Below are 22,069 nucleotides of genomic sequence, written 5' to 3'. Positions count from 1 at the left end.
TCGGATGAAAGCGTGCCTGGCGCTGCTGTTGATGCTGGTGTTGGCGGGCCCGGTGGGCGCGGCCCAGTGTGGCTGGCCGGCCTGGGACAGTTATCGGCAAGCACTGGTGAGCCCGGACGGGCGGGTCATTGACCCGTCCACCGCGCAACAGATCACCACTTCGGAAGGGCAGAGCTATGGCTTGTTCTTCGCGCTGCTGGCCAATGATCGGGCGAGCTTTGCGCGGCTATTGAACTGGACCCAGGACAATCTGGCCGGCGGCGATCTGTCTCGCCGGTTGCCGGCCTGGCAGTGGGGGCGTGACGCGCAAGGGCAATGGAAAGTGCTCGACGCCAACAATGCCAGCGATGCCGATCTGTGGATCGCCTACAGCCTGTTGGAAGCGGGGCGGCTGTGGCGTCAACCGGCCTATGAGAAGCTCGGGCTCAATATCCTCTGGCTCAGCGCCGCGCAGAGTCTGCGCCAACTGCCGGGGCTGGGGGTGATGCTGCTGCCGGGCGGGCAGGGCTTCGACGGCACTGACAACTGGCGCCTGAATCCGAGCTATCTGCCGCCGCAGCTGTTGGCGCGTTTTGCCCAGGTGGCGCCGCTCTGGGCCGAACTCGCGGACAATTCCCAGCGCCTGCTGCTGGAAGGTTCGCCCAAAGGCCTGGCCCCCGACTGGCTGGTGTGGCGCAACGGTCAGGGCTGGATGGCCGATGCCGTGACGGGCAGCAAAGGCAGCTACGACGCCATCAGGGTCTATCTATGGCTCGGCATGCTGGCTGAGGACGCGCCGGGGAGGGCGCAACTGCTCGCCCGTTTCCAACCCATGGTGGCGCTGACCGCTCGCTTGGGGGCGGTGCCGGAACTGCTCGACACCGATACCGGCACCGATACCGGCAAGGGTCCCGTGGGCTTTTCCGCTGCGCTGCTGCCGATGCTCGCCAGCGCGGCCGATGGCGCCGAGGCGTTGAAGGCGCAACGTGAACGGTTGCGTCAGGAACCACCGGCGGCCGATGCCTATTACAACCGCTCCCTGATGCTGTTCGGCCAAGGCTGGGATGAGCACCGCTATCGTTTTGACAAGCATGGACGCCTGCTACCGAATTGGACGGGCGCATGCAAAAAATAACCGGATGGGCGCTGCTGCTGGGGTGTGTCTGTGGACCGGTGCTGGGCCAGTCGGACGGCCAGCTTGATCCGCAACAGCGGGTCCTGGAGCAGATGCGCGTCGGTGAGGCCCTGTATCGCGAAGACATGGTCCGCGATGCGTTGGCGCGACTGAACCTGATTGCGCCTGATGATCCTCAAACGCTGGTCGCCGGGATCCGCCAGGCACTGCTGGCGCATGATCAACCGCGTGCCGAGCGCCTGCTGGAGACCTTGCGGCAACGGGCGCCAGACTCGGCGCAGCTGTTCCAGGCCCAGAGCCTGATGACGCTGCACAGCGTGGACGGGCAGAAAGGCTTGGACCAGGCACGGACATTGGCCGCGGCGGGGAAAGCGCAAGAGGCCGTCGGTGCCTACCGCAAACTGTTCGGCGATGCGCCGCCGGACCTTGCCAGCGCCCTGGAATATTGGCGGGCACGCAGCGCCGTGGCCGGGCAACGGCCGACAGCCATCGAGCACTTGCGCACGCTGGATCGTCAGTACCCGGGCAATGTCGGGTTGCAGGTGGTGCTGGCGAATCTGCTGCTGGCGGAGAAAAAAGAGTCTGAGGGCCTGGCCATCCTCCGTCGCCTGGCGAGCAATCCGCTGACGAGCCTCGACGCCGCCGAGCAGGAATACAACTACCTGAGCCGCCTGCCGACCAGCGCCGCCAGTGTCCAGGGCTGGCAGGGTTTTCTCGCTCATTACCCTGAATCACCGCTCAGGCAGAAAGCCGCCGCCGAGCTGCAACTCCAGCAGCAGCGGCTGGCCGATCCGGCCTGGCAAGCCGCACTCAAGCGCCAGCAGCACGGCGCGAGGACCGTCGATCATTATGCGATTCTGCTACGCCAGGGTGACCGGGCGCTGCGGCGCCACGCGCTGGCCGACGCCGAGAAAGCGTATCGACAGGCCGGCAAAATCAGACCCAAAGATGCCCGGGCCTCGCTCGGGTTGGCCGCTGTCGCTCAGGCTCGTACCGATGCCAGCGCTGCCCAAGCCCGGTCGCTAACGGCACGCCTGAGTGCCCAGGCCGAGGCCGCCGAGCAGCGCGCCGATTGGGCCGAGGCCAATGACCTGCTGCTCAAGGCCAGGGCGCTCGATGAAGAGGATCCCTGGCTGGCCTTCCGGTTGGCCAAGGCCCAGCAAATGCTGGGACAGACAACCGCAGCCGATGAAACCTTCCGCCAGTTGATGCGGCGTCAGGCGCACAACCCGGAAGCGCTCTACGCCCAGGCCTTGTACCTGAGCACTAACGGGCGGGACGGCGAGGCGTTGGCGGCGTTGGCGACGATCCCGCGAGCGGCCTTGCGCCCGCCGATGCGGGAGCTGGACGCTCAAATGCAGCGCCGCGAGTCGGTCGCCCGCGCCTGGACGCAGTTGGGCGTGATCGAGACGCTGATCGCCGACGGTCAAACCCTGCCGGCGCGTGAGAAACTCGGGCAACTGAGCATGCCAGCGACGGCAACTTCCGATTACCGGCGTCGTGTGGCCAATGCCTGGGCGGCTGTCGGTGAAGGGGCGAAAGCCGACGCCTTGTACGCGCAACTGTTGGACGCCCACTCGGATAACGACCAGCCGAACGACGCGCTGGCGTATCGCGATGGGGCACGCCGCGTCGCCGTGCAGCAGCCGCAACGGGCGCTGGATCGCTACGCCCACGCCATGGCCGCGGCTGGATTGCTCACCCCGGCCCAGGCCAACCCTCGCGATGATCGGGCAATGACCCTGGCCAGTCGCGAGCAGGATAACGACGACTGGCTGCCGCGCAGCCTGCGCAGCGAAGTCGCGGATCTGTACCAGCGACAGAACCCGACCGTGCATCTCTACCATGACGTCGCCTGGCGCAGCGACAACACCACGCCAGGGCTCTCGGATTTGCTCGCGCAGACTTCCATCCTGCGCATCGACGCACCCGTCGCGCAAGGGCAGGGCTTTGTTCAAGCGGAGAACGTCGACCTGGATGCCGGGCGGTTCGACAGCGATCCCGACGGGTTGCACCGCGAACGATTCGGTACCTGCGCGATCCGCTTGCGCAACCGGGCGACCGGCGCGGTATTGCCCAACGGCTGCCCGAGCGATACGCAACAGGCACGCGGCAACACCTTGGCGGTGGGCTGGCGGGACGAACACTGGGCCCTGGACATCGGCCATTCCGCCGAAGGCTTCGCGGTCCCGAACTGGTTGGGTGGGGTCAGCTTCGCCAGTGACTGGAACACCCTGGGCTGGAAACTGACGGCCTCCCGACGCCCTGTCAACGATTCGCTGCTGTCCCGTGCCGGGACCGTCGACCCCATCAGCGGTGTGCGCTGGGGCGGCGTGACCGCCAACGGCCTGACCCTCGATCTCAGCCATGCCACCAGCGCGGTGGACGGTGTCTGGGGCAGCCTTGGCGCCCATTGGCTACGGGGCGAAAACGTCGCCGACAACAGCCGCCGCTCGGCGATGGGCGGCTATTACTACAGCCTCATCCAACGGGCCGACGAGCGCCTGCGCACCGGCCTGACCCTGATGTACTGGAGCTATGACAAGGACCTCAGCGAGTTCACGCTGGGGCAGGGCGGCTACTACAGTCCGCAGCACTATTACTCGGTGGGCGTTCCGCTCGATTACGCCTGGCGTAACGCCGATTGGTCGGTACGCCTGGAAGGTTCGCTCGGCTGGTCCTACGCGACGACCCAGGCCAGCGAACTCTATCCGTTGCAAGGCGCAGGCGCGAATTGGCTGAGCGGCGTGCAACAGGCCGGTTTTGTCGCCGACGACCTCGGCGAGGTCAAGGCCGCCGGCTCCAGCAGCGGCGTCAACGTACGCGTGCAGGGCCTGGTTGAGCGGCGTCTCTCGGATCACCTGGTGCTCGGCGGCGGATTGGCCTGGCAGCACAGCGAAGACTACGCGCCGAGTCGCGCCCTGTTGTACCTGCGGTACACCTTCGACCCTTGGCAAGGCAACCTGCCTTTGCCAGTGGAACCTATTTCACCCTATGCGCAACTGCGCTGATCAGGTCATGGCGCGCCCGTTCGAGCGGGCGGCAGAGGAGTCTATAGATGGCGCAAGACAATCCCCCGGTCGTCTCCTATAAGCATTCGCTCACGGCGCGTGCCCTGCGTCTGGCGGTGCTGCGCATTGGCCTGGTGTCGCTGGGCGCGGGGGCGTTTTCCTACTACGTCAACTCCACGTCCATCGAAAGGGAGGTGACCGGTCAGTTGCTGCTGTCTACCGAGCAAACGCTGCAACGCGAGTCCTTGCCGTTTCGGGAGATCAAGGACCTGCAACAGAATTTTCTCAAGGAGTTCCAGCAGACCCTGGCCAGCCCCGGCATGCAGACAAAGCTGGTGAACGACTTCCAGCAGATTTTCTACCGCCACGAAGACGGCTCGTATACCCAGCGTCCGCAGTTGTTCGAAGGCCAGCCGCTGGCCGACAGCCGCAGTTTTGCCGGGATGTCGGCGACCTATGCGCCTGACACGCCGCCCAACGACGATATCCGGGCGCGCTTTGCCCTGTCGTACCTGCTGTCGCACAAATACGGGTCCAGCACCAAGGGCCGGCTGTTCAATTTCTACGGGGTGGTGCCGGAAAAGGGGTTCCCGATCTACCAGGACGCCGATATCGCCAAGGTTTTCACCTACTCGGGCCCGGAGGCCCTCAAGCTGGAAACCTACGAATTCTATGCGCGTGGTTTCGGCACACCTGGCAATGAGACGCTGTTTACCCGCATGTACTGGGATTTTTCCAACAATGCCTGGATGACCACCATCGCCACCCCCGACGTGGCCGATGCTTCCGGCAAGCATCACATCCTGGCGTGTGTCGATGTGCTGCTGGACCAATTGATGGCGCGTACCGCCAAGCCTGCCATGCATGGTGCCTATAGCACGCTGTTCATCGCCGACGGCGACGGCACGCTGATCTATCACGACAGCGTCATGGACCAGGTCAAAAGCAGTGCGGGCAGTGCCTCTATCCGCTCGCTCAATATGAAGGAGTATTTCCCGCTGCTCGACGTGGTTCCCACGCTGGCCCCGGGGCAGGCGAAGATCGTCCAGACCCAGGACGATATTGTTGCGCTGGGCCTGATTCCCGACACGCCGTGGGTGCTCGCGGTCCACTATCCACGCAAGCTGATGATCCCGGCGATCTTCGACAACCTGGTGATTGTGGTGGTCCTCGGGTTGCTGACGTTGTTGGTGGAAATCTTCATCCTGCGTTCCATCCTGCAAAAGCAGGTCGCCGAGCCGCTGTTTCGCTTGCTCCTGGCGACGCGACTGTTGGGGGCGGGCAAGGAGCGCCTGCGCCCCCAACAGCTGCCGACCCAATCTCCCGACGAGATCGGTGAACTGGCGCGCGCCTTTGCCAATATGGCCGAGCGGGTCCAGGACGCCCACGAGGACCTGGAACTCAAGGTGCAGGACCGTACCGCCGAACTCGAAAAAGCCAACCGACAGTTGTATGAATTGAGCACTACAGACGGCTTGACCGGCATCGCCAATCGTCGGTATTTCGACGAGGCGCTGGTTAATGAGTGGCGGCGCGGGTTGCGTGCGGAAACGGTGCTGTCGCTGATGCTGATCGACGTCGATTACTTCAAGAAATACAACGATCATTATGGGCACCAGGCCGGTGACGATTGCCTGCGAAGCGTCGCCCAGACGCTGAAGGCCTATGCTCAGCGAGCAGGCGATCTGGTGGCCCGCTACGGTGGCGAGGAGTTTGTGCTGATTACCACGACCGCGAGCACCGAGAAGGCGCTGGAGCACGCCCAGGCCGCTTGCCAGGCGATGGCGAAGCTGGCGCTGCCCCATGCCATGTCGCCGATGGGCGTAGTGACCGTCAGCGTCGGCCTGTCTGTCATGGCGCTCACCAAGGAGGGGACGGCCGACGAGCTGCTCAGGCAGGCCGACCTGGCCCTTTATCGCGCCAAGGAGCAAGGCCGCAATCAGGTGGTGCTGGCGGATACCCAGCAGTAGCGAAGAGTTCGTCGCAAAAACGATGGGAAGGGCCGCCATCGGGCGAATAGAGGTATAAGCTCCAAGGAAAAAGCGCCTGGCCACTCAACACTGCGCGAGTACATACGATGCTCTCTACGGATACGGTCGCGTTCAACACGCGCAGTACACAGTCGCAACTGTTCGCAGCGACCTTCGACCTGGTGTCATGCGCCCTGGTCATTCTTGACGATCAAGAGCGTGTAACCACGGTCAATGCCGCGTTTACCGAGTTGCTCGGCTACACCCTGGCTGAGGTTTCGCAGGCGCCGTTCGTCGAGCTGCTCCATCCGGTCGAGCCGATGGTCCGGCTGGCCGTGGACGGGCAAGTCTTGCCGGGGCTCGGCGACCAGCCGGTGCAATTGTCCTATCGGCACAAGGACGGCCGGCGGTTGCAGGGTCGCAGCAAGCGGGCGACCGCGGGTGCATGCGTACTGGTCCAGATCACGCCGGTGGACGCGCCGCAAAGCCTGGACAAATTTCTCGAGCAGGATCACTGGCTGCAACGGATCACTGAAACCGCTCCCGGCGTCATCGGCACCTTTCGCCTGGCAAGCGACGGCTCGATCTCGATGCCGTGGATCTCACCGGGCTATGAAACCTATTACGGACTAACGGTCGAGGAGTTGAAGCGTGACATCAACGTGCTCTTCGAACGGATCCATCCCGATGATGTGACATTGGTCCAGACATCGATCCAGGAGTCTGCTCGGACCCTGTCTATCTGGCAATGCGAATACCGGATATGCCACCCGCAAAAGGGCGTGGTCTGGATCGAGGGCCGCACCCGGCCGACGCTGGAGGCGGACGGTTCGATCATCTGGTGCGGTTTCCTGCATGACATCAGCGAGCGCAAGGTCGTCGAGCGGGCTTTGCGGGAAAGTGAAGAACGCTTTCGCCTGGCTTTTGAGTCCGCGGCCATCGGCATGGCCTTGATCGCTCCCGGCGGCCGTTGGCTACGGGTCAATCCATATCTTTGCGAAATGCTCGGACGGGACCAGGAACAGTTACTGGAGACGACCTGCCATTCGCTGACCCATCCGGACGATCTGTCCAGGGAACGCGGTTACTTCCAGCGCCTGATCGATAATACGGTGCCTCATATCCGCCTGGAAAAACGCTACCGGCATCGCGACGGCCAGTACTTCAGGGTGCAACTGACCGCCAGTGCGGTCCATAGCCAGGACGGCAGCGTTTCGTACTATATCGTCCAGATCGAGGACCTCAGCCGCCTGCTTGAAGCCGAGGGACGTGTTTCCTTGCGGGATTTTGCCCTGAGCCATGTGCACGAGGCCGCTTTCCTGGTCGACAGCCAGGCGCGCTTTCGCTATGTCAACGAAGAAGCCTGTCGAGCCCTGGGCTACAGCCGCGAAGAGTTGCTGAGCATGAGCGTGGGCGACATTGATCCTGATTGGAGCAACGAACGGGTCATCGACTTCTGGTTTAACCCGCTGAACACCCCGCCGTTTCCATCCGAACTCATCGAAACCCGTCACCGAACCAAGGCCGGCAACACGTTTGCGGTCGAAATCAGCGTCTCTTTCATCGGGCTCGATGGGCAGAACTACAACCTGGCGCTGGCACGGGACATCACCGAGCGCAAGCTCCAGCAGGCGCAGCAGTGGTACACCGAGCGGCGTTACCAGGAGGTGTTCGATAACTCCTCGGACTGCCTGTACCTGATGGAAGTGACCGAAGACAAACGCTTGCGCTACCTCGAGATCAATAGCGCGTTTGAGCACTCGTCCGGGTACCAGCGTCAGAAGCTGATCGGAAAATATGTCGGTGAGACCGGCGTACCAGAGACAGCACGTAAAATCCTCGCCCCGCTCGAACAGTGCCTCGCCAGCGGTGAAATGGTCGAGTGTGAAGATGAACTCGAACTGCCGGCGGGCAATATCTCCACCTTGTCGACGTTCATCCCTGTGCGCGATGAACAGGGCAACATCTACCGCATCGTCGGAATCAGCCGCGACATCAGCGAACGCAAGCGGATGGAAGCCCGGCTGCTGGCCAGCGAGCAGCAATTCCGGGCCCTGGCGGAAAACTCGCTGAATATGATCATCCGCTACGACCTGAACTTTCGGCGAACCTATGTCAACCCGGCGTTCGAGCGGGAAACCGGAATCGCGGCTGCCCAGGCGCTGCAACTGCCACTCGAAGAGAGTTGGAGCGCCGATAACCCGGTCAGCCGATACCGGGAGCTGCTGCAGCAGGTGATGGAGACCGGGGAGCCGCTGGACACCCTCCTGGAGTGGGCATGCCCTGTCACCGGGAAAACCGGTTCCCACGCCATGCAGTTCATTGCCGAGCGAGGCTTGGATGGCTCGGTGGTCAGCGTCCTGGCCAAGGGGCACAACATCACCGCCTTGAAGCGCCACGAGCGCCAGGAGGAGTCCCGGCTGGCTATTTTCGAGCAGCTTGCCCGGGGCGCTCCGTTGGTGGGCGTGTTGTCGCTGGTGATCAACTATATCGAGCAGGATAACCCTGACTTCCTGGCCGGTATCATGCTGGCGGACGACGACGGTCGCTACCTGCGCCTGGGCTCCGGACCCAGCTTGCCGCCTGAATGTCTTCAAGCGCTGGAAAGCGTCGAGGTCGGCGAGGGCATGGGGATTTGCGGGACCGCCGCCTGGCGCGGTACTACGGTCATTGCCGAAGATATGTTGACGCATCCCTACTGCACTCACTACCGTGAAATGGTCACCAAAGTCGGCTTGTGCGCCTGTTGGTCCGAGCCGATCAAGGACTCTGCCAGCAAGATCCTGGGCACCTTTTGCATCTTTCTACGCAAGCGGGCAAAGCCCACCAAGGAAGACCTCAAACTGGTGCGCCAGGCCAGCCATCTGGCGGCCATCGCCATCGAGCGCAAGCGCGCCGAGACCCTGCTGGTCGCCAGTAAGCAACGCTACCGGGACATCTTCGATAATTCCCTGGATCCGTTGTTCCTGCTGGAAATGAAAGGCGATGAATGTCTGCGCTATATCGAGGTCAACCCGGCCTTCGAGCGCAGTGTAGGGATGCCCCGTGCCAGGCTGATCGGCAAGACGGTCGAGCAAGTGCTGCCGCCTTATGTCGCCGCCGTCGAGAACGCCAAGTTCCGGCGCTGCGTACAAAGCGGCATGCCGATCGACGAAGAGGATGAACTGGATCTGGTCAGCGGGCGACTGACCTTTCACACCACGCTGATCCCGGTGCGCGATGCCTGTGGGAGTGTGCGCAGAATCGTCGGTATTGCCCGGGACATTACCCAGCGCAAATATGCCGAACGTGTGCTGCATGCCCGCGAACAGGAGTTCCGCGCGCTGGTGGAAAACTCCCCGGATATCATCACCCGCTTCGACCTGCATTGCTGCTTCCTGTATGCCAATCCCGCGGCACAACGCGCGTTAGGCTATTCGCTGGAGGCGCTGTTGGGGAAAAGGTCGTGGGACGTGACCTCGGACATGAACATCGCTCGACTTTTTCAGCATGCGCTTGAAAATGTCATCCAGACTCGAAACGCCTCCGAGGCGGAACTGTCGCTGGACATCCCGACCGCGCAAGGCGGGAGGATTGCCAGCTTCCAGATTCGCCTGGTACCGGAGCGTGACCAGCACGGCATATTGGTCAGCGTCCTGGCGGTAGGGCGTAATGTCAGCGCCATGCGTGCAGCGGAGCTGCGCCTGAAGGAGTCCCATGAGCAACTGCGCCAGTTGTCCAGCTATCGCGAAAGTGCGCGTGAAGAGGAACGCAAGCGCATCGCCCGGGAGATCCACGACGAACTTGGGCAGCAGCTGACCGCGCTGCGCATGGGGATTTCGATGCTGCGGCTGCAGTTTGGCAACGGTCAGCCGTTGTTGGTGGAACGCATCCAGCTACTGATGGGACGGATCGACGAAACCATCCAGGTGGTTCGCAACGTGGCGACCAGCCTGCGTCCGTCGGCGCTGGATATGGGGCTGACCTCAGCGCTTGAATGGCTGGTTTCCGAGTTCTCCCACAACACCGGTATCCCCTGTGGCTTGCGAGCGCCTTCGGACCGATTGGAGCTCGACGACGAACGGGCCACGGCGATCTTCCGGGTTATCCAGGAATCGCTGACCAATGTCGCCCGGCATGCCCAGGCCAGCAGGGTGGAGATCGACCTGGAATGCGGCGATGAAAACGTGCTGATCGAGGTGCGGGACAACGGCAAGGGCTTCGACCCCAAACGTCTGTCCAAGGCCACGCTGGGTATGCTCGGCATGCGCGAACGCGGGCATATGCTCGGCGGTACGGTGACCGTGGACAGCGCCCCGGGGCAAGGGGCACGTGTGCGGGTAAACATTCCTTTTCACATTAATCCAGAGGCGCCATGATCCAATTGATGATCGCTGACGACCACGCCATCATGCGCGAAGGTCTCAAGCAACTGTTCGCACTCGCCGGGGACTTGCAAGTCGTGGCTGAAGCGGAAAACGGGGTCCTGCTGCTTGAACAGTTGCGCGGGGGAGGCATTGATCTGTTGCTGCTGGACATGAGCATGCCGGGCATCAGTGGCGACGACCTGGTGGCGCGCATCCGCGCTCACTACCCACAGCTGCCGATCCTGGTGCTGAGCATGCACAACGAAGTGCAGATCGCCCAGCGTGCGCTCAAGTCCGGGGCGTCCGGTTACCTCACCAAGGACCGCGACCCCGAGACCTTGCTGGCGGCGATCCGCCGGGTGGCGGCCGGGGGTCGCTACATTGACGCAGCATTGGCCGAGCAAATGGCCTTCGCCGCCTCGGGCCTGGGGCCTGGCAGCCAGCACGATGTGCTCACCGACCGGGAGCTGCAGGTCATGCGCCTGCTGGCCCGCGGCATGAACGTCTCGCGGATCGCGACCGAGCTGGTCATCAGCCACAAGACGGTCAGCACCCACAAGGCGCGCTTGATGGAGAAGATGGGCTTCATCAGCACGGCCGATATCGTGCGCTATGCCATGACGCAAAAACTGCTCTGACCCGGCTCTATTGGCGGGGTAAGCAAGCCCCTACCAGGCCAGCCTGAAAACCTACCTGAAAAGCAGGGCAGCCTGATGTTGTCAGGCTGCATGCGCGTGCGATTCTGGATCAAACGAAAGCAGGCCTCACGGACAGGTGAACTTTCGACGGTTTACCAGTGCATCTTCCCGTTCAGCTATTCGCGAGCACGCCTCAGGAATCGTTATGATGAAATTGAATGTCAGTACAAGGTTGGGTTTTGGCTTTGCATTTATCCTGGTCATGTCGACGGTCCTGACGTGGCTGGCGACCTCCCAGGTCACCTATATCAAGGACACCCTGGCCAGCATCAACGACGTGAACAACGTCAAGTCCCGCTACGCGATCAACTTTCGCGGCAGCGTGCATGACCGGGCGATTGTCTTGCGCGACACGTTGCTGATCGCCAACGACGCCGAACTGCCTCCCGAGCTCGAGAAAATCAAGAAACTCGCTGCGGACTATGCGGCGTCGGCCGAAAAGCTCGACCAGATGTTCGCGACGCGTAATGACATCACCGCTGAGGAACGCAGCGCACTCGCCACCATCAAGCAGATCGAGGCCAAGACCCTGCCGCTGATCGCGAAGGTAACAGAGCTGCGGTTGGCGGGTCGTAATGCCGAAGCCCTCGACCTGCTCTTGTCTCAAGCCCGCCCGGCGTTCGTGGAATGGCTGCGTTCGATCAACCAGATGATCGACCTGGAGGAGGGCATGAGCAAACAGGCCGCCAGCCCAGCGTATGCGGTGGCCAGTGAGTTCAGCCGCCTGATGTGGGGCTCGACGGCCGCGCTCATCCTGTTGGGCGGCATTGTCGCCTGGCTGTTGGCTCGCAGCTTCCTGCGTCCGCTGACCCGGGCGCTGGCGGTTGCCGAGGCGGTCGCGGTGGGCAATCTCACCTCGAGCCAGGACACCGATGGTACCGATGAGCCTGCCCGTTTGCTCAAGGCGTTGGAGCGTATGCAACACAGCCTGCGCAATACGATCAACAGTATCTACGTGTCCGCCGATCATCTGTCCCATACCTCCGAAGACATGAAGAACCTGTCCGAGCAGAGCTCGACGGGGTTGCAGCGCCAGACCCAGGAAATCGAGCAGGCGGCGAGCGCCGTGACGCAAATGACCGCCGCGGTGGAGGAAGTGGCGCGTAACGCGTTCCTGGCCTCCGAGGCCTCCGGAACCGCCAGCAGTTCTTCCAGGCAAGGACGGGAGATGGTGGTCGCGACTGTCAGCGCGATCCAGCAGATGATCGAAGAGGTGCAGAAGACCTCCACGCAGGTCGGCGAGCTCGCCCGCAAAAGCCAGGACATCGGCCGGGTCCTGGAAGTGATCCGCTCGATTGCCGAACAAACCAACCTGCTGGCTTTGAACGCCGCGATTGAAGCCGCTCGCGCAGGCGATGCCGGTCGCGGTTTCGCGGTGGTGGCCGACGAGGTGCGGGGACTGGCGCATCGCACCCAGCAATCGACTGTCGAAATCGAGGAGATGGTCGCCGGCATCCGGGGCGACATTGAAGATTCGGTGCTGCTGATGAAAGGTTGCACCCAGAAAGCCGACGGCACGCTGGACGTTGCCCGCTCAGCGGGTGGGGCGCTGGATGAGATTGCCCAGGCGGTAGAGTTGATCTCCGAACGCAACCAGACCATCGCCAGTGCGATGCAGCAGCAAGCGGTGGTCGCGCGTGAGGTGGATCACAACCTGCTGAACATCAGGGATTTTTCTGTCGAGTCGCAGGAAGTGGCAGGCAAGACTTTCACGACGACCAAGGAACTCAACCAGGTGGTGCATAACCTGCGTGAAATGATGAGGGGCTTCGTGCTCTAGCCTCTATACGAAAAGAGATGTCGCAAACACCGCCCAACGGTGGGAGCAAAGTTTGCTCGCGATAGCAGTGGACCCGCCTATTCAGGTGTCGACTGACTTACCCCAATCGCGAGCAAGCTTTGCTCCCACGGGGTTATGGCTTGACAGACTGGTATTACGCTTTAGCCCTCCTTACGCTCCAATCCTTTCATGCAGAGCAGTTCCCCCCAGTAGCCGTTGGCGCCAGCTCCCAGCACCGTGCGCGGTTCGCAGGCCGGGGATCGTCAGGTCGACTTCCGCCAATGCTCCGGCCTCGAGAAGCGCGAGCACCGCGGCATCATGTTCAGGCAACGCTTGTCGTTGCCACAGTCGGCTTCGCAGAATTGTCAATTTCACGGCATGCGGCTGGCTGCCACGTCGCTTCGGTATCTGCTGACGCGCAGCGGGGTATTGAGCTGGGGTTCGCATGAGGTGGGCGCGTTTTTTCGGGCTACCGAACAAGCGACGCGGCCGGACGCTGAGTTCCTCATGTCGCCCTTCAGCTAGAGGTCGACGCAGCTGTACTCGCCGCACGCGCGGCCTTTCCAGCGTGGCGGGACATGCAGCCGTTTCGCCGTCGGCAGATCCTCGATCGCTTCGCCGACCTGATCGAACAGAACATGCAGCGGTTCATGAACATGGCGGTGGTCGAGAACGGTATTCCAATGAGTACCATGGTGCACGGCATGGCGCCGCGCATCCTCGGCTGGACGCGCTACTACGCGGGATGGGCAGACAAAATCGAGGGAGTCGTCACCGGCATCAATCCCGGCGACAACTTCGAATACACTGTGCCGGAGCCGTACGGTGTGATCGGCCATATCATCACCTGGAACGCGCCGTTGCTGTCGCTTGCCATGAAGATTCCGCCATCGCTCGCCGCCGGCAATACGGTGGTCATCACGGCCGAGTTCACGCCGTTCAGCTCGCAACTCTTCGTCGAACTAGGGTTGGAAGCGGGCGTCCCACCGGGGGTGATCAATGTGGTTCCAGGTGGCATAGCCGCCGGGGAGGCGTTGGTTCGCCACCGCGGTGTCGACAAGATTTCCTTTACCGGTGGCCCGGTCGGGGCGCGCTCGATCATGCGCTCCGCTGCCGAAACGCTGAAGCCTTGCGTATTCGAGCTGGGCGGCAAGTCGGCGAACCTGGTGTTCCCAGACATCGACATCCCCGGCACGGCCGCGTATTGCGCTGCGTTCGGCCTCTCCAACAGTGGCCAGGGTTGTGCCTTGCCCACTCGGATGATGATCCATGAATCGATATACGAGCCGTTCGTTCAGGCGGTTCAGGCGACGATGGAGCAGTTGCCCTATGGCGATCCGCTCAACGAGAACGTGATTGTGGGGCCCATGGTCAACGCTGTCGCATGCGAGCGGGTACAGGGCATGATCGGCGAAGCACGCGAGCAGCAGATCGGGCACTTTCTCACGGGCGGTGAAGCGGCCGGCGATGGCCGAGGCAATTTCGTCACGCCAACGCTGATTTCCGAGGCCGATCCGTACAGCACCATCGCCCAGAAGGAAGTCTTCGGCCCGGTCCTGTGCGCCTTCAAATTCCGCGACGAGGCCGAGGCGGTGGCGCTTGCCAATGCCACCGAATATGGGCTCGCGGCCTACGTGCAGACGAATGATTTGAACATTGCCCAGCGGATGGTGCGCCAGTTGAACGCAGGCACGGTATTCGTCAACCAGGCAACGCCCGCTTCCCTGGCAGCGTCCCCTTTCGGCGGCGTGGGCTTGTCCGGCTTCGGGCGAGAAGGCGGCAAGGCTGGCCTGGACGAGTTCATCCGGTTGAAGGGTGTAGGGATGAGCGTTCGGGCGAGCTAGCGGCCTGTGTGGCCTGAGCCCGGAGCGCGCCGCGCGCCAGCATCTGCGATCTTACGTTGGTAGCATTACCGCAAAGAAATAACAGCAGTCCTTGGGTGCTTCTAAACAGCGAGGGCGCAAGCGCCCTCGCTACCCGCCTGACAACTACCCAGGCTTGTGGTTATCCAGTACGCGATTGACCGCTAACTCGCCCAACATGATGACCCGTTGCAGCACCAGCATCGTTTGTCGTCGTGGACCGTCGGTCAACTCGGCGAGATCGTTGACCAACACACTGGCGGATGCCAGGGATTCGCATGCCTCGACGAGCAACGTTTCGTCATCCACCGCTGCGTCGATGGTGAAGATAGCGCTGGGTTTGCGGGGCGGTATCTGCGTTTTCGTCGCCCCGGGGTTGAGGTAGAAGTTGAGTGCACGGTCTGCCGCCTCTTTTAGTTTCCGAGGATCGAGAGAGGCGTCGAAGGGTACCGGACCGATGTCCGGGGGGTTGGGCGTTACTTTGAACATATGACAATTCCTATAGTGGAGCTGCAACCGTTCTCTACTAAAAGAAGGGTGGCGGCTGTGCGCAGGTTAGTAGACCGGAGGAATTGGCAAAAACCGGCGCGCCCGAGGGCGCCCTGCGCACAACCACCATAAAGTGCAGGATCTGACCTGACTATTATGGTGCTCGTGCACCTTACCAAACCTGGGGGCTACTAAACCCGACCACTGATGGGCAGTGGCAGGCAAACGATAGAGCCCGGGGGCAAAGCGCACAAGCCGGCGGATTCTGACGCACGCGTAAGGAACGGCGCAAGGTTTCGTAGCCTTTAGGGCGTAATCTTGAGTGTATTTAAACGTGTCCGTACTGGTATGTTTGCGACAATTAAACGGATCGACTTCTCTTTGTGATTATCCTGGTTCTGTGCTGTTGCAAATACAGCGTCTTACAGGCCGTTTTTGGACTGCTCATTATTAAACGAGGTAATGCCGCGGATAATGAGCGGAGGGCACGCTTGGGGAATATTCCTACATTGCTCGCCGCAACGATGCGCTTTCGCGGCAGAGGATCTGGAGCCAGCTGCCCCGTTTCCCGTTGATGCAGGCCCAGGCGTCCGGACGCCGCCCGATTTTGGGCTATAGCCAGCCGGACGTTTTCCGCTAATCTCGGCCCTGCGCTGCAAGCCAACAGTCGCCCCTTTTCATACAGGCCCGCGGGCCTCCAGCCGGAAATCAATACTCCAGGTTATGGTCAAGCACATCGATCCAGACATGACGCTGCTGAAAATGCCGTCACTCAAAGCGGTGAAGTCCTTCGTAGCGGCTGCCAAATACCAGAGCTTCACCCGCGCGGCAGAAGCCTTGTGCGTCACCCAGGCCGCCATCAGCCGGCAGATCCGTGAGCTGGAGGGATACCTGGGGGTCAACCTGTTCAAACGGGTCGGCAGGGCGGTCGAGTTGACCGAGGCCGGCGTGATTTTCTTCGATGCGGCCCAGATGTCTTTCGTCAATATTTCACAAGCGGCAGAACGCATCCGGACGAAAAACTCCGGCAAGAAGATCCTGACGCTTTGCTGCTCTCCGGCGTTTTCCGCGCTGTGGTTGTCAGCACGGTTACCGACGTTTTTTTCCCAGAACCCTGACATCGACCTGAATCTCATCACCACCCAGAACTTCCTGTCGATGGAGCCTGGGATCAAGCCGGATATTTTCATCACCAAGATGGCCAGGATCCAGGATGGCTATCGTAGCTATCCGTTGTTTCACGACGTCATTTACCCCGTATGCACGCCCCGATACCAAGCCGATCATCCTGAGCTGTCGAGCCTGGAAGCCCTGCGCGATGGTGTTCTGTTGAACCTGAGCCCCTATGGCCGCGCCCAGGTCGCCGAGCACGTTGACTGGGGGGTCTGGTTTGCGTTCCACCGTATCGTCATGGACGAACGTCCCCATGACAGCCCGCACGTACTCAATGCCAATGACTACAACCTCATCATCAGCATGGTGTTGACCCATCAGGGCGTGGCGCTCGGCTGGGACCATCTGGTGGCGCACCTGATCGAAAACGGCACGCTGGTGCGTCCGGTTGCCGACGAGATGGTGCTCAAGGAAAGCCAGCATTACCTGACCTTCAGGGAGGACCGCCAGAGCGATGATGCCTGCTGTCGCCTGAGGGACTGGCTGCTTTCTCAATTCAGTGAATAAACCCGCACGGGCCAGCGTCCCGGCTCGATCGATAACATTTTGTTATGCATTGATCGGCGTAAAGGTTTCTTGTCGAGGCGCAAGTGCGCGACGTAATCTTGATCCAGGCCGCAAGCACCCTTCGGCATTAGTTCAAATAAGATCTGGAACTTACGACTACCATAGTCCTAGGTTTTAAAATAAGAAGCCGTCGTCACTGCCAATTGGGATAGATACGGTCTGATAAATACTGAACGCTGCATGAACCCATCCTGCCTGCATTGAAAGACGCTTGCCAGCGGATAGCGACTGTTCCGATTACATGATGGGCCAGGTCCCCAGGTGCGAAAAAACGCAGGTCGTACTGATTGTTGATACTTCCGGTCATTTTTTATTCGGAGAAATCGTCTTGAGATTCGAAGGCATATACACACCCGCCGTCACGCCGCATACGCCCGGTGGTGAAATTGACTGGAAGGTATTTTCAGACGTTCTGGAATATCTGGTAGAAGCGAACGTGCATGGCATTATTATTGGCGGCTCTACCGGTGAATATTATGCGCAAACCGCAGAAGAACGTCTGAAACTTGCCGCTCACGCCAAAGACGTCATTAACAACCGTGTGCAGCTGATTATCGGTACCGGTGCGATCCGAACCGAAGACGCCGTGTTGTTTGCCCAGGATGCCAAGGCCATCAAGGCCGACGCCATCCTGGTGACAACCCCGCCTTATGCACTGCCGACCGATCAGGAAAACGCGATCCATGCATTGACCATCGACCGTGCCGCCAACATGCCGATCATGTTGTACAACTATCCGGGGCGTATGTGCGTACAGATGAATGAGGAGTATCTGGCGCGCGTCGGCAAGTCGAAGAACGTTGTTGCGATCAAGGAAAGTTCCGGTGATATGGGGCGTGTGCATTTGCTTGCCCGTGAGTTTCCACATATTGCGCTTTCCTGCGGTTGGGATGATCAAGCACTGGAGTTCTTTGCCTGGGGGGCGAGAAGTTGGGTGTGTGCGGGTTCCAACTTTTTACCAAAAGAACATGTTGCATTATACGAGGCCTGCGTTGTTGAAAAGAACTTCGATAAGGGCCGTCGGATCATGTCCGCGATGATGCCTTTGATGAATGCGTTGGATGGCGGAAAGTTTGTGCAGTCCATCAAGTTCGGTTGCGAATTGAATGGGCTCAAAGTAGGCGATGTACGTGCGCCGCTGCGGCCATTGAATTCAGACGACCAGCGCAGCCTTCAGACCGTTATCGCCAATGTGAAGCGCACCGTCGCCCACATCACCTCGGGAGCCAACCATGCGTGATCTACTGACTGCGGCCGAATATGCGGCCATCGCGAAATCGATGACGTTTGCGTCGAACGCATTTATCAATGGCTCGTTCAAACCGGCGATTTCGGGCAATACCTTTACCACCATCAACCCCGCCACGGGCGAGGTGCTTGCCGAAGTCGCCGCCTGTAACGCTGACGATGTGAACCTGGCCGTCAGCAAGGCCAGGGAAGCGTTTGAAGATGGGCGCTGGCGGTCGTTGCCGCCCGGTGAGCGCAAAGCCGTGCTGTTGAAGTTTGCCAAGCTATTGGAGATCAACAGCCATGAACTGGCGGTGCTGGAAAGCCTGGACAGCGGCAAGCCAGTGCGCGAATGCCAGCTGGTGGATGTGCCGGACACCATCCATACGTTGCGCTGGCATGCGGAGTTGATCGACAAGATTTACGACAACACCGCGCCTGTCGGCAGTGGCGCGCTGGCCCTGGTGGTGCGCGAGCCTATCGGCGTGGTCGGTTGCGTGTTGCCCTGGAATTTCCCATTGCTGATGCTGGCCTGGAAAATCGGCCCGGCGCTGGCCGCCGGTTGCTCGGTCATCGTCAAGCCCGCCGAGCAAACCAGCCTGACCACGTTACGGGTTGCCGAGCTGGCCTTCGAAGCCGGCGTGCCGGCCGGTGTATTGAACATCGTCACCGGCACCGGAAGGGAAGTCGGCGAGCCGATCGGCTTGCACCAGAATGTCGACATGGTCAGCTTCACCGGCTCGACTGCCACCGGCCGGCGTTTCCTGCACTACGCCGCGGATTCGAACCTCAAGCGCATCGTGCTCGAGTGCGGTGGCAAGAACCCTGCGGTGGTCATGGACGATGCCGAAGACCTCGACCTGGTGGCCGAACAGGTGGTCAATGGGGCGTTCTGGAACATGGGCGAGAACTGCTCGGCGACCTCACGCCTGCTGGTGCACGAGTCGGTGAAAGACGAGTTGCTGGAGCGCATGGGCGCTTACATCCGTGAATGGAAGATGGGCGACCCGCTGGACCCGCACAATCGCGTTGGCGCTCTGGTCAGCCCGGAACACTTCGAAAAGGTGAAGTCGTACCTTGAGTACGCCACCGCCGCAAATCTTGAAGTGGCCTACGGCGGTGAAACCGAAGGCGATGCGTTCGTCCAGCCTACCGTGGTGGTCGGGGTCGATCGCGATAGCCGCCTGTTCCAAGAAGAGATTTTCGGCCCGGTGCTTTCGGTCACGACTTTCAGTTCGATCGCTGAAGCGGTTGCCCTGGCGAACGACTCGGTATACGGCCTGGCGGCCTCGGTCTATACCGGCAGCCTGCGCAAAGCGATCCGGCTGTCGAGGGAAATCCGCGCCGGTATCGTCACCGTCAACTGCTTCGGCGAAGGCGATGCCTCCACGCCGTTCGGCGGTTACAAGGCGTCCGGTTTCGGCGGTCGGGATAAATCCGTCTTCGCTCATGACCAGTACACGGAACTGAAAACCATCTGGATCGACATGTCCGATCGCTCAGTGGACGAGACCGTAAAATGAGCCAACATTCCATCAAGCGCCTGCCGGTGGATACCGGGGTTTCCGGGTGGGAAGCCATCTCGACGCGTGTCACACCGGTGCGCATGCTTGATGGCGATGTCACGGCGGACTGGTTGATCATCGGCGCCGGGTTTGCCGGTCTGTCGGCCGCTCGCCGGCTCTCGCAGCTGCGCCCCCAGGATTCCATCGTGGTGGTGGATGCCCTGGAGATTGCCAAGGGGCCGGCTGGCCGCAACTCGGGCTTTATGATCGATGTGCCCCACAGCCTGTCATCGGGTGAGTATTCGGTGGCCGGTGAGTCCGCCACGGCCCTTGAAATTACCCAGAACCGCTTTGCCATTGGATTCGCAGCCCAAGCGGCGCAGGAATACGGCATGACCGCCGAAACGTTCGATCCCTCCGGCAAGATCAATGCGGCGGCGACCGAACGGGGTATGAAGCTCAACCTCAACTACGCCAGGTCGCTGCAAGGCATTGGCGAATCGTACGAGCTGCTCGACGCGGCCCAGATGCGCGAGATCACCGGCTCGGATTATTACCACGGTGGGCTCCGCACGCCGGGTGCGGTGATGATTCAACCGGCGCAGTACATCAGGGACCTGGCCCAGGGCCTGGCTGACAAAATCACTCTGTTCGAGCGCTCTCCCGTGGTCGAGCTGTCCAGACAGGGCAGCAGTTGGCTGGCCAGGTCCCATCGCGGTCGCGTCAGCGCGGCCAAAGTGATCCTCGCGGTCAACGGCCATGTCGAGGATTTCGGCCACTTTCAGGGGCGGCTGTTGCACGTGTTCACCTACGCCTCGATGACCGCGGCCTACAGCCATGCTGAGTTCAATCGTGAAGTCACCGGTCACGCCCGCTGGGCATTGTTGCCCGCCGACCCGATGGGGGCCACCGTGCGAAAAGTCAGCGCCAACGGGCTCTCGCGTATCGTCATCCGCACCCGATTCACTTATGACCCGAGTATCCAGGTCTCGCTCAAGCGGGTCGCGCAGGTGGCCCAGGAGCAGCGGCATTCCCTGGACGTGCGCTTTCCTGAATTGAAATCGACACCGCTGGAGTTCAGTTGGGCCGGCCGTCTGTGTCTGAGCCGCAACAGTGCCCCGGCGTTTGGAGAGGTGGAGCAAAACCTGTATTCGGCGTGCTGCGAAAACGGTCTGGGTACCGTGAAAAGCACGTTGGCAGGTGTCATGGCCGCCGAGCTGGCAACCGGGACGGATTCAAGGTTTCTCGAAACCTTCAGCCGCAGCCCTGAACCCAGCAGGCTGCCGCCCAAAATAATAACAAGCCTGGGGGTCGGCTCGGTCATTCGCTGGCAAGCCCTCAGAGCCGGTCGAGAAGGTTGACTGCCCTGTACCACAACGGCTTTCGTCCCTGGAAGCCATCACTCTCTGTTGACATGTAGATGAGGAAGACCATGAAAAAAATGTGGAAGGCACTGTGCGCCATTGCAATGGTGGGCTTGATGAGCATGTCCGCCCAGGCGGAAGAAAAAACCATCACCATGGGGACCTTGTCGTGGGAAGACCTGACCCCGATCACCGGCATCACGAAAAAGGCCCTGGAAAACTCCGGCTACACCGTGAAGGTCGTTGAGTTCTCCGAGTGGGGCATTGCCTATGCGGCACTGACCAAGGGCGACATCCAGGTGCTGGCGTCGCAAACCGACTATGCGGCCTACGACTACTGGACCAAGAACAAGAACCGTCTTGAAAAACTCTCGCCGGTTTCCTTCGGGCTCTACCAGGGCATTGCGGTACCGAAGTACGTGGACATCGATTCCATCGACCAGCTTAACGACAACGCCGACAAGTTCAGCAGCAAGATCATCGGTATTGAACCGGGTTCGGGTCTGATGAGCGATGCCACCCAGGCGGTGGGCAGCTATGGCCTCAAGCTCAAGTTGCTCGAAGGCAGTACCGCGGCGATGACCGCTGCGCTGAAATCGGCGGTGGACCGCAAGGAGTGGGTAGCGGTAACCGTCTGGGAGCCGTCGTGGATGGCGCAGAAATATGACCTCAAGTTCCTCAAGGATCCGAAAGGTGTTTTCCCACCGGCACAGGGTTACTACTGGGTCGGCCACAAGGGCTTTTCCGAAGCCTTCCCTCACGCCCGGGAAGTAATGGCGGGTGTCTATGTTCCCCTGGCCGATATCACCCAGATCAACAGCGAGGTCAAGGACGGCAAGACCATGGATGAAGCGGTCAAGGGTTGGACCGACAGCCATGCCGAGCTGATGAAGCGTTGGGCCAATATCAAGAATTAAAACGTAAGTAGTTTGCCACTGCCGCCTTTCGTTCAATGAGAGAAGC

At 61.0% G+C, this 22,069-nt stretch carries 12 protein-coding genes and 1 pseudogene; 12 read left to right on the top strand and 1 reads right to left on the bottom strand.

All coding sequences use genetic code 11. The features are described from left to right. The first annotated feature begins 4 nt into the window (after nt 1-4). The 7 genes and pseudogenes from bcsZ to RGM2987_RS26855 form a co-directional block, all read left to right on the top strand. Nucleotides 5-1,114, top strand: a complete 1,110-nt coding sequence (bcsZ, locus tag RGM2987_RS26885) for a cellulose synthase complex periplasmic endoglucanase BcsZ (protein WP_245145913.1) — start codon at nt 5-7, stop codon at nt 1,112-1,114. Beyond that, complete coding sequence (locus tag RGM2987_RS26880) at nt 1,102-4,125, top strand: cellulose synthase subunit BcsC-related outer membrane protein (protein ID WP_245145910.1); 3,024 nt, start codon at nt 1,102-1,104, stop codon at nt 4,123-4,125. Before bcsZ ends, RGM2987_RS26880 begins: the two co-directional genes overlap by 13 nt. Before the next feature lie 47 nt (nt 4,126-4,172). Then, on the top strand, nt 4,173-6,095 hold the full coding sequence (locus RGM2987_RS26875) for a diguanylate cyclase (protein ID WP_245145909.1): 1,923 nt from the start codon (nt 4,173-4,175) through the stop codon (nt 6,093-6,095). A 107-nt stretch (nt 6,096-6,202) separates the two neighbouring features. Next, nucleotides 6,203-10,453, top strand: coding sequence for a PAS domain S-box protein (locus RGM2987_RS26870; protein ID WP_245145907.1), 4,251 nt, complete (start codon nt 6,203-6,205; stop codon nt 10,451-10,453). Continuing rightward, the gene (locus tag RGM2987_RS26865) at nt 10,450-11,079 is read left to right on the top strand and encodes a response regulator transcription factor (protein WP_245145906.1); all 630 of its coding nucleotides are present in this window, start codon (nt 10,450-10,452) and stop codon (nt 11,077-11,079) included. Before RGM2987_RS26870 ends, RGM2987_RS26865 begins: the two co-directional genes overlap by 4 nt. A gap of 205 nt (nt 11,080-11,284) precedes the next feature. Further along, nucleotides 11,285-12,919, top strand: coding sequence for a methyl-accepting chemotaxis protein (locus tag RGM2987_RS26860; protein WP_245145904.1), 1,635 nt, complete (start codon nt 11,285-11,287; stop codon nt 12,917-12,919). Nucleotides 12,920-13,452: 533 nt separating this feature from the next. Continuing rightward, nucleotides 13,453-14,763, top strand: a pseudogene (locus tag RGM2987_RS26855) (aldehyde dehydrogenase family protein); the annotation flags it as partial. A gap of 144 nt (nt 14,764-14,907) precedes the next feature. On the opposite strand, the gene RGM2987_RS26850 reads toward RGM2987_RS26855, so the two are convergent. Then, complete coding sequence (locus tag RGM2987_RS26850) at nt 14,908-15,270, bottom strand: DUF6124 family protein (protein WP_245145901.1); 363 nt, start codon at nt 15,268-15,270, stop codon at nt 14,908-14,910. 723 nt (nt 15,271-15,993) lie between these two features. On the opposite strand from RGM2987_RS26850, the gene RGM2987_RS26845 reads away from it, so the two are divergent. The 5 genes from RGM2987_RS26845 (at nt 15,994) to RGM2987_RS26825 (ending at nt 22,023) form a co-directional block, all read left to right on the top strand. Next, the gene (locus RGM2987_RS26845) at nt 15,994-16,950 is read left to right on the top strand and encodes a LysR family transcriptional regulator (RefSeq protein WP_245145900.1); all 957 of its coding nucleotides are present in this window, start codon (nt 15,994-15,996) and stop codon (nt 16,948-16,950) included. 388 nt (nt 16,951-17,338) lie between these two features. Then, the gene (locus RGM2987_RS26840; protein WP_245146164.1) at nt 17,339-18,250 is read left to right on the top strand and encodes a dihydrodipicolinate synthase family protein; all 912 of its coding nucleotides are present in this window, start codon (nt 17,339-17,341) and stop codon (nt 18,248-18,250) included. After that, a complete protein-coding gene (locus RGM2987_RS26835; protein WP_245145898.1) occupies nt 18,243-19,760 on the top strand; it encodes an aldehyde dehydrogenase in 1,518 nt (505 codons plus the stop codon). Before RGM2987_RS26840 ends, RGM2987_RS26835 begins: the two co-directional genes overlap by 8 nt. Next, the gene (locus tag RGM2987_RS26830) at nt 19,757-21,103 is read left to right on the top strand and encodes an FAD-binding oxidoreductase (RefSeq protein WP_245145895.1); all 1,347 of its coding nucleotides are present in this window, start codon (nt 19,757-19,759) and stop codon (nt 21,101-21,103) included. Before RGM2987_RS26835 ends, RGM2987_RS26830 begins: the two co-directional genes overlap by 4 nt. 71 nt (nt 21,104-21,174) lie before the next feature. Continuing rightward, complete coding sequence (locus RGM2987_RS26825) at nt 21,175-22,023, top strand: glycine betaine ABC transporter substrate-binding protein (protein WP_245145889.1); 849 nt, start codon at nt 21,175-21,177, stop codon at nt 22,021-22,023. Nucleotides 22,024-22,069 lie beyond the last annotated feature (46 nt).

Origin of the sequence: Pseudomonas sp. RGM2987, from assembly GCF_022952855.1 — a bacterium.
Taxonomy (GTDB): Bacteria; Pseudomonadota; Gammaproteobacteria; order Pseudomonadales; family Pseudomonadaceae; genus Aquipseudomonas.
The sequence above is the reverse complement of the archived record's forward strand: the minus strand, read 5'-3'. Positions and strand labels throughout refer to the sequence as shown.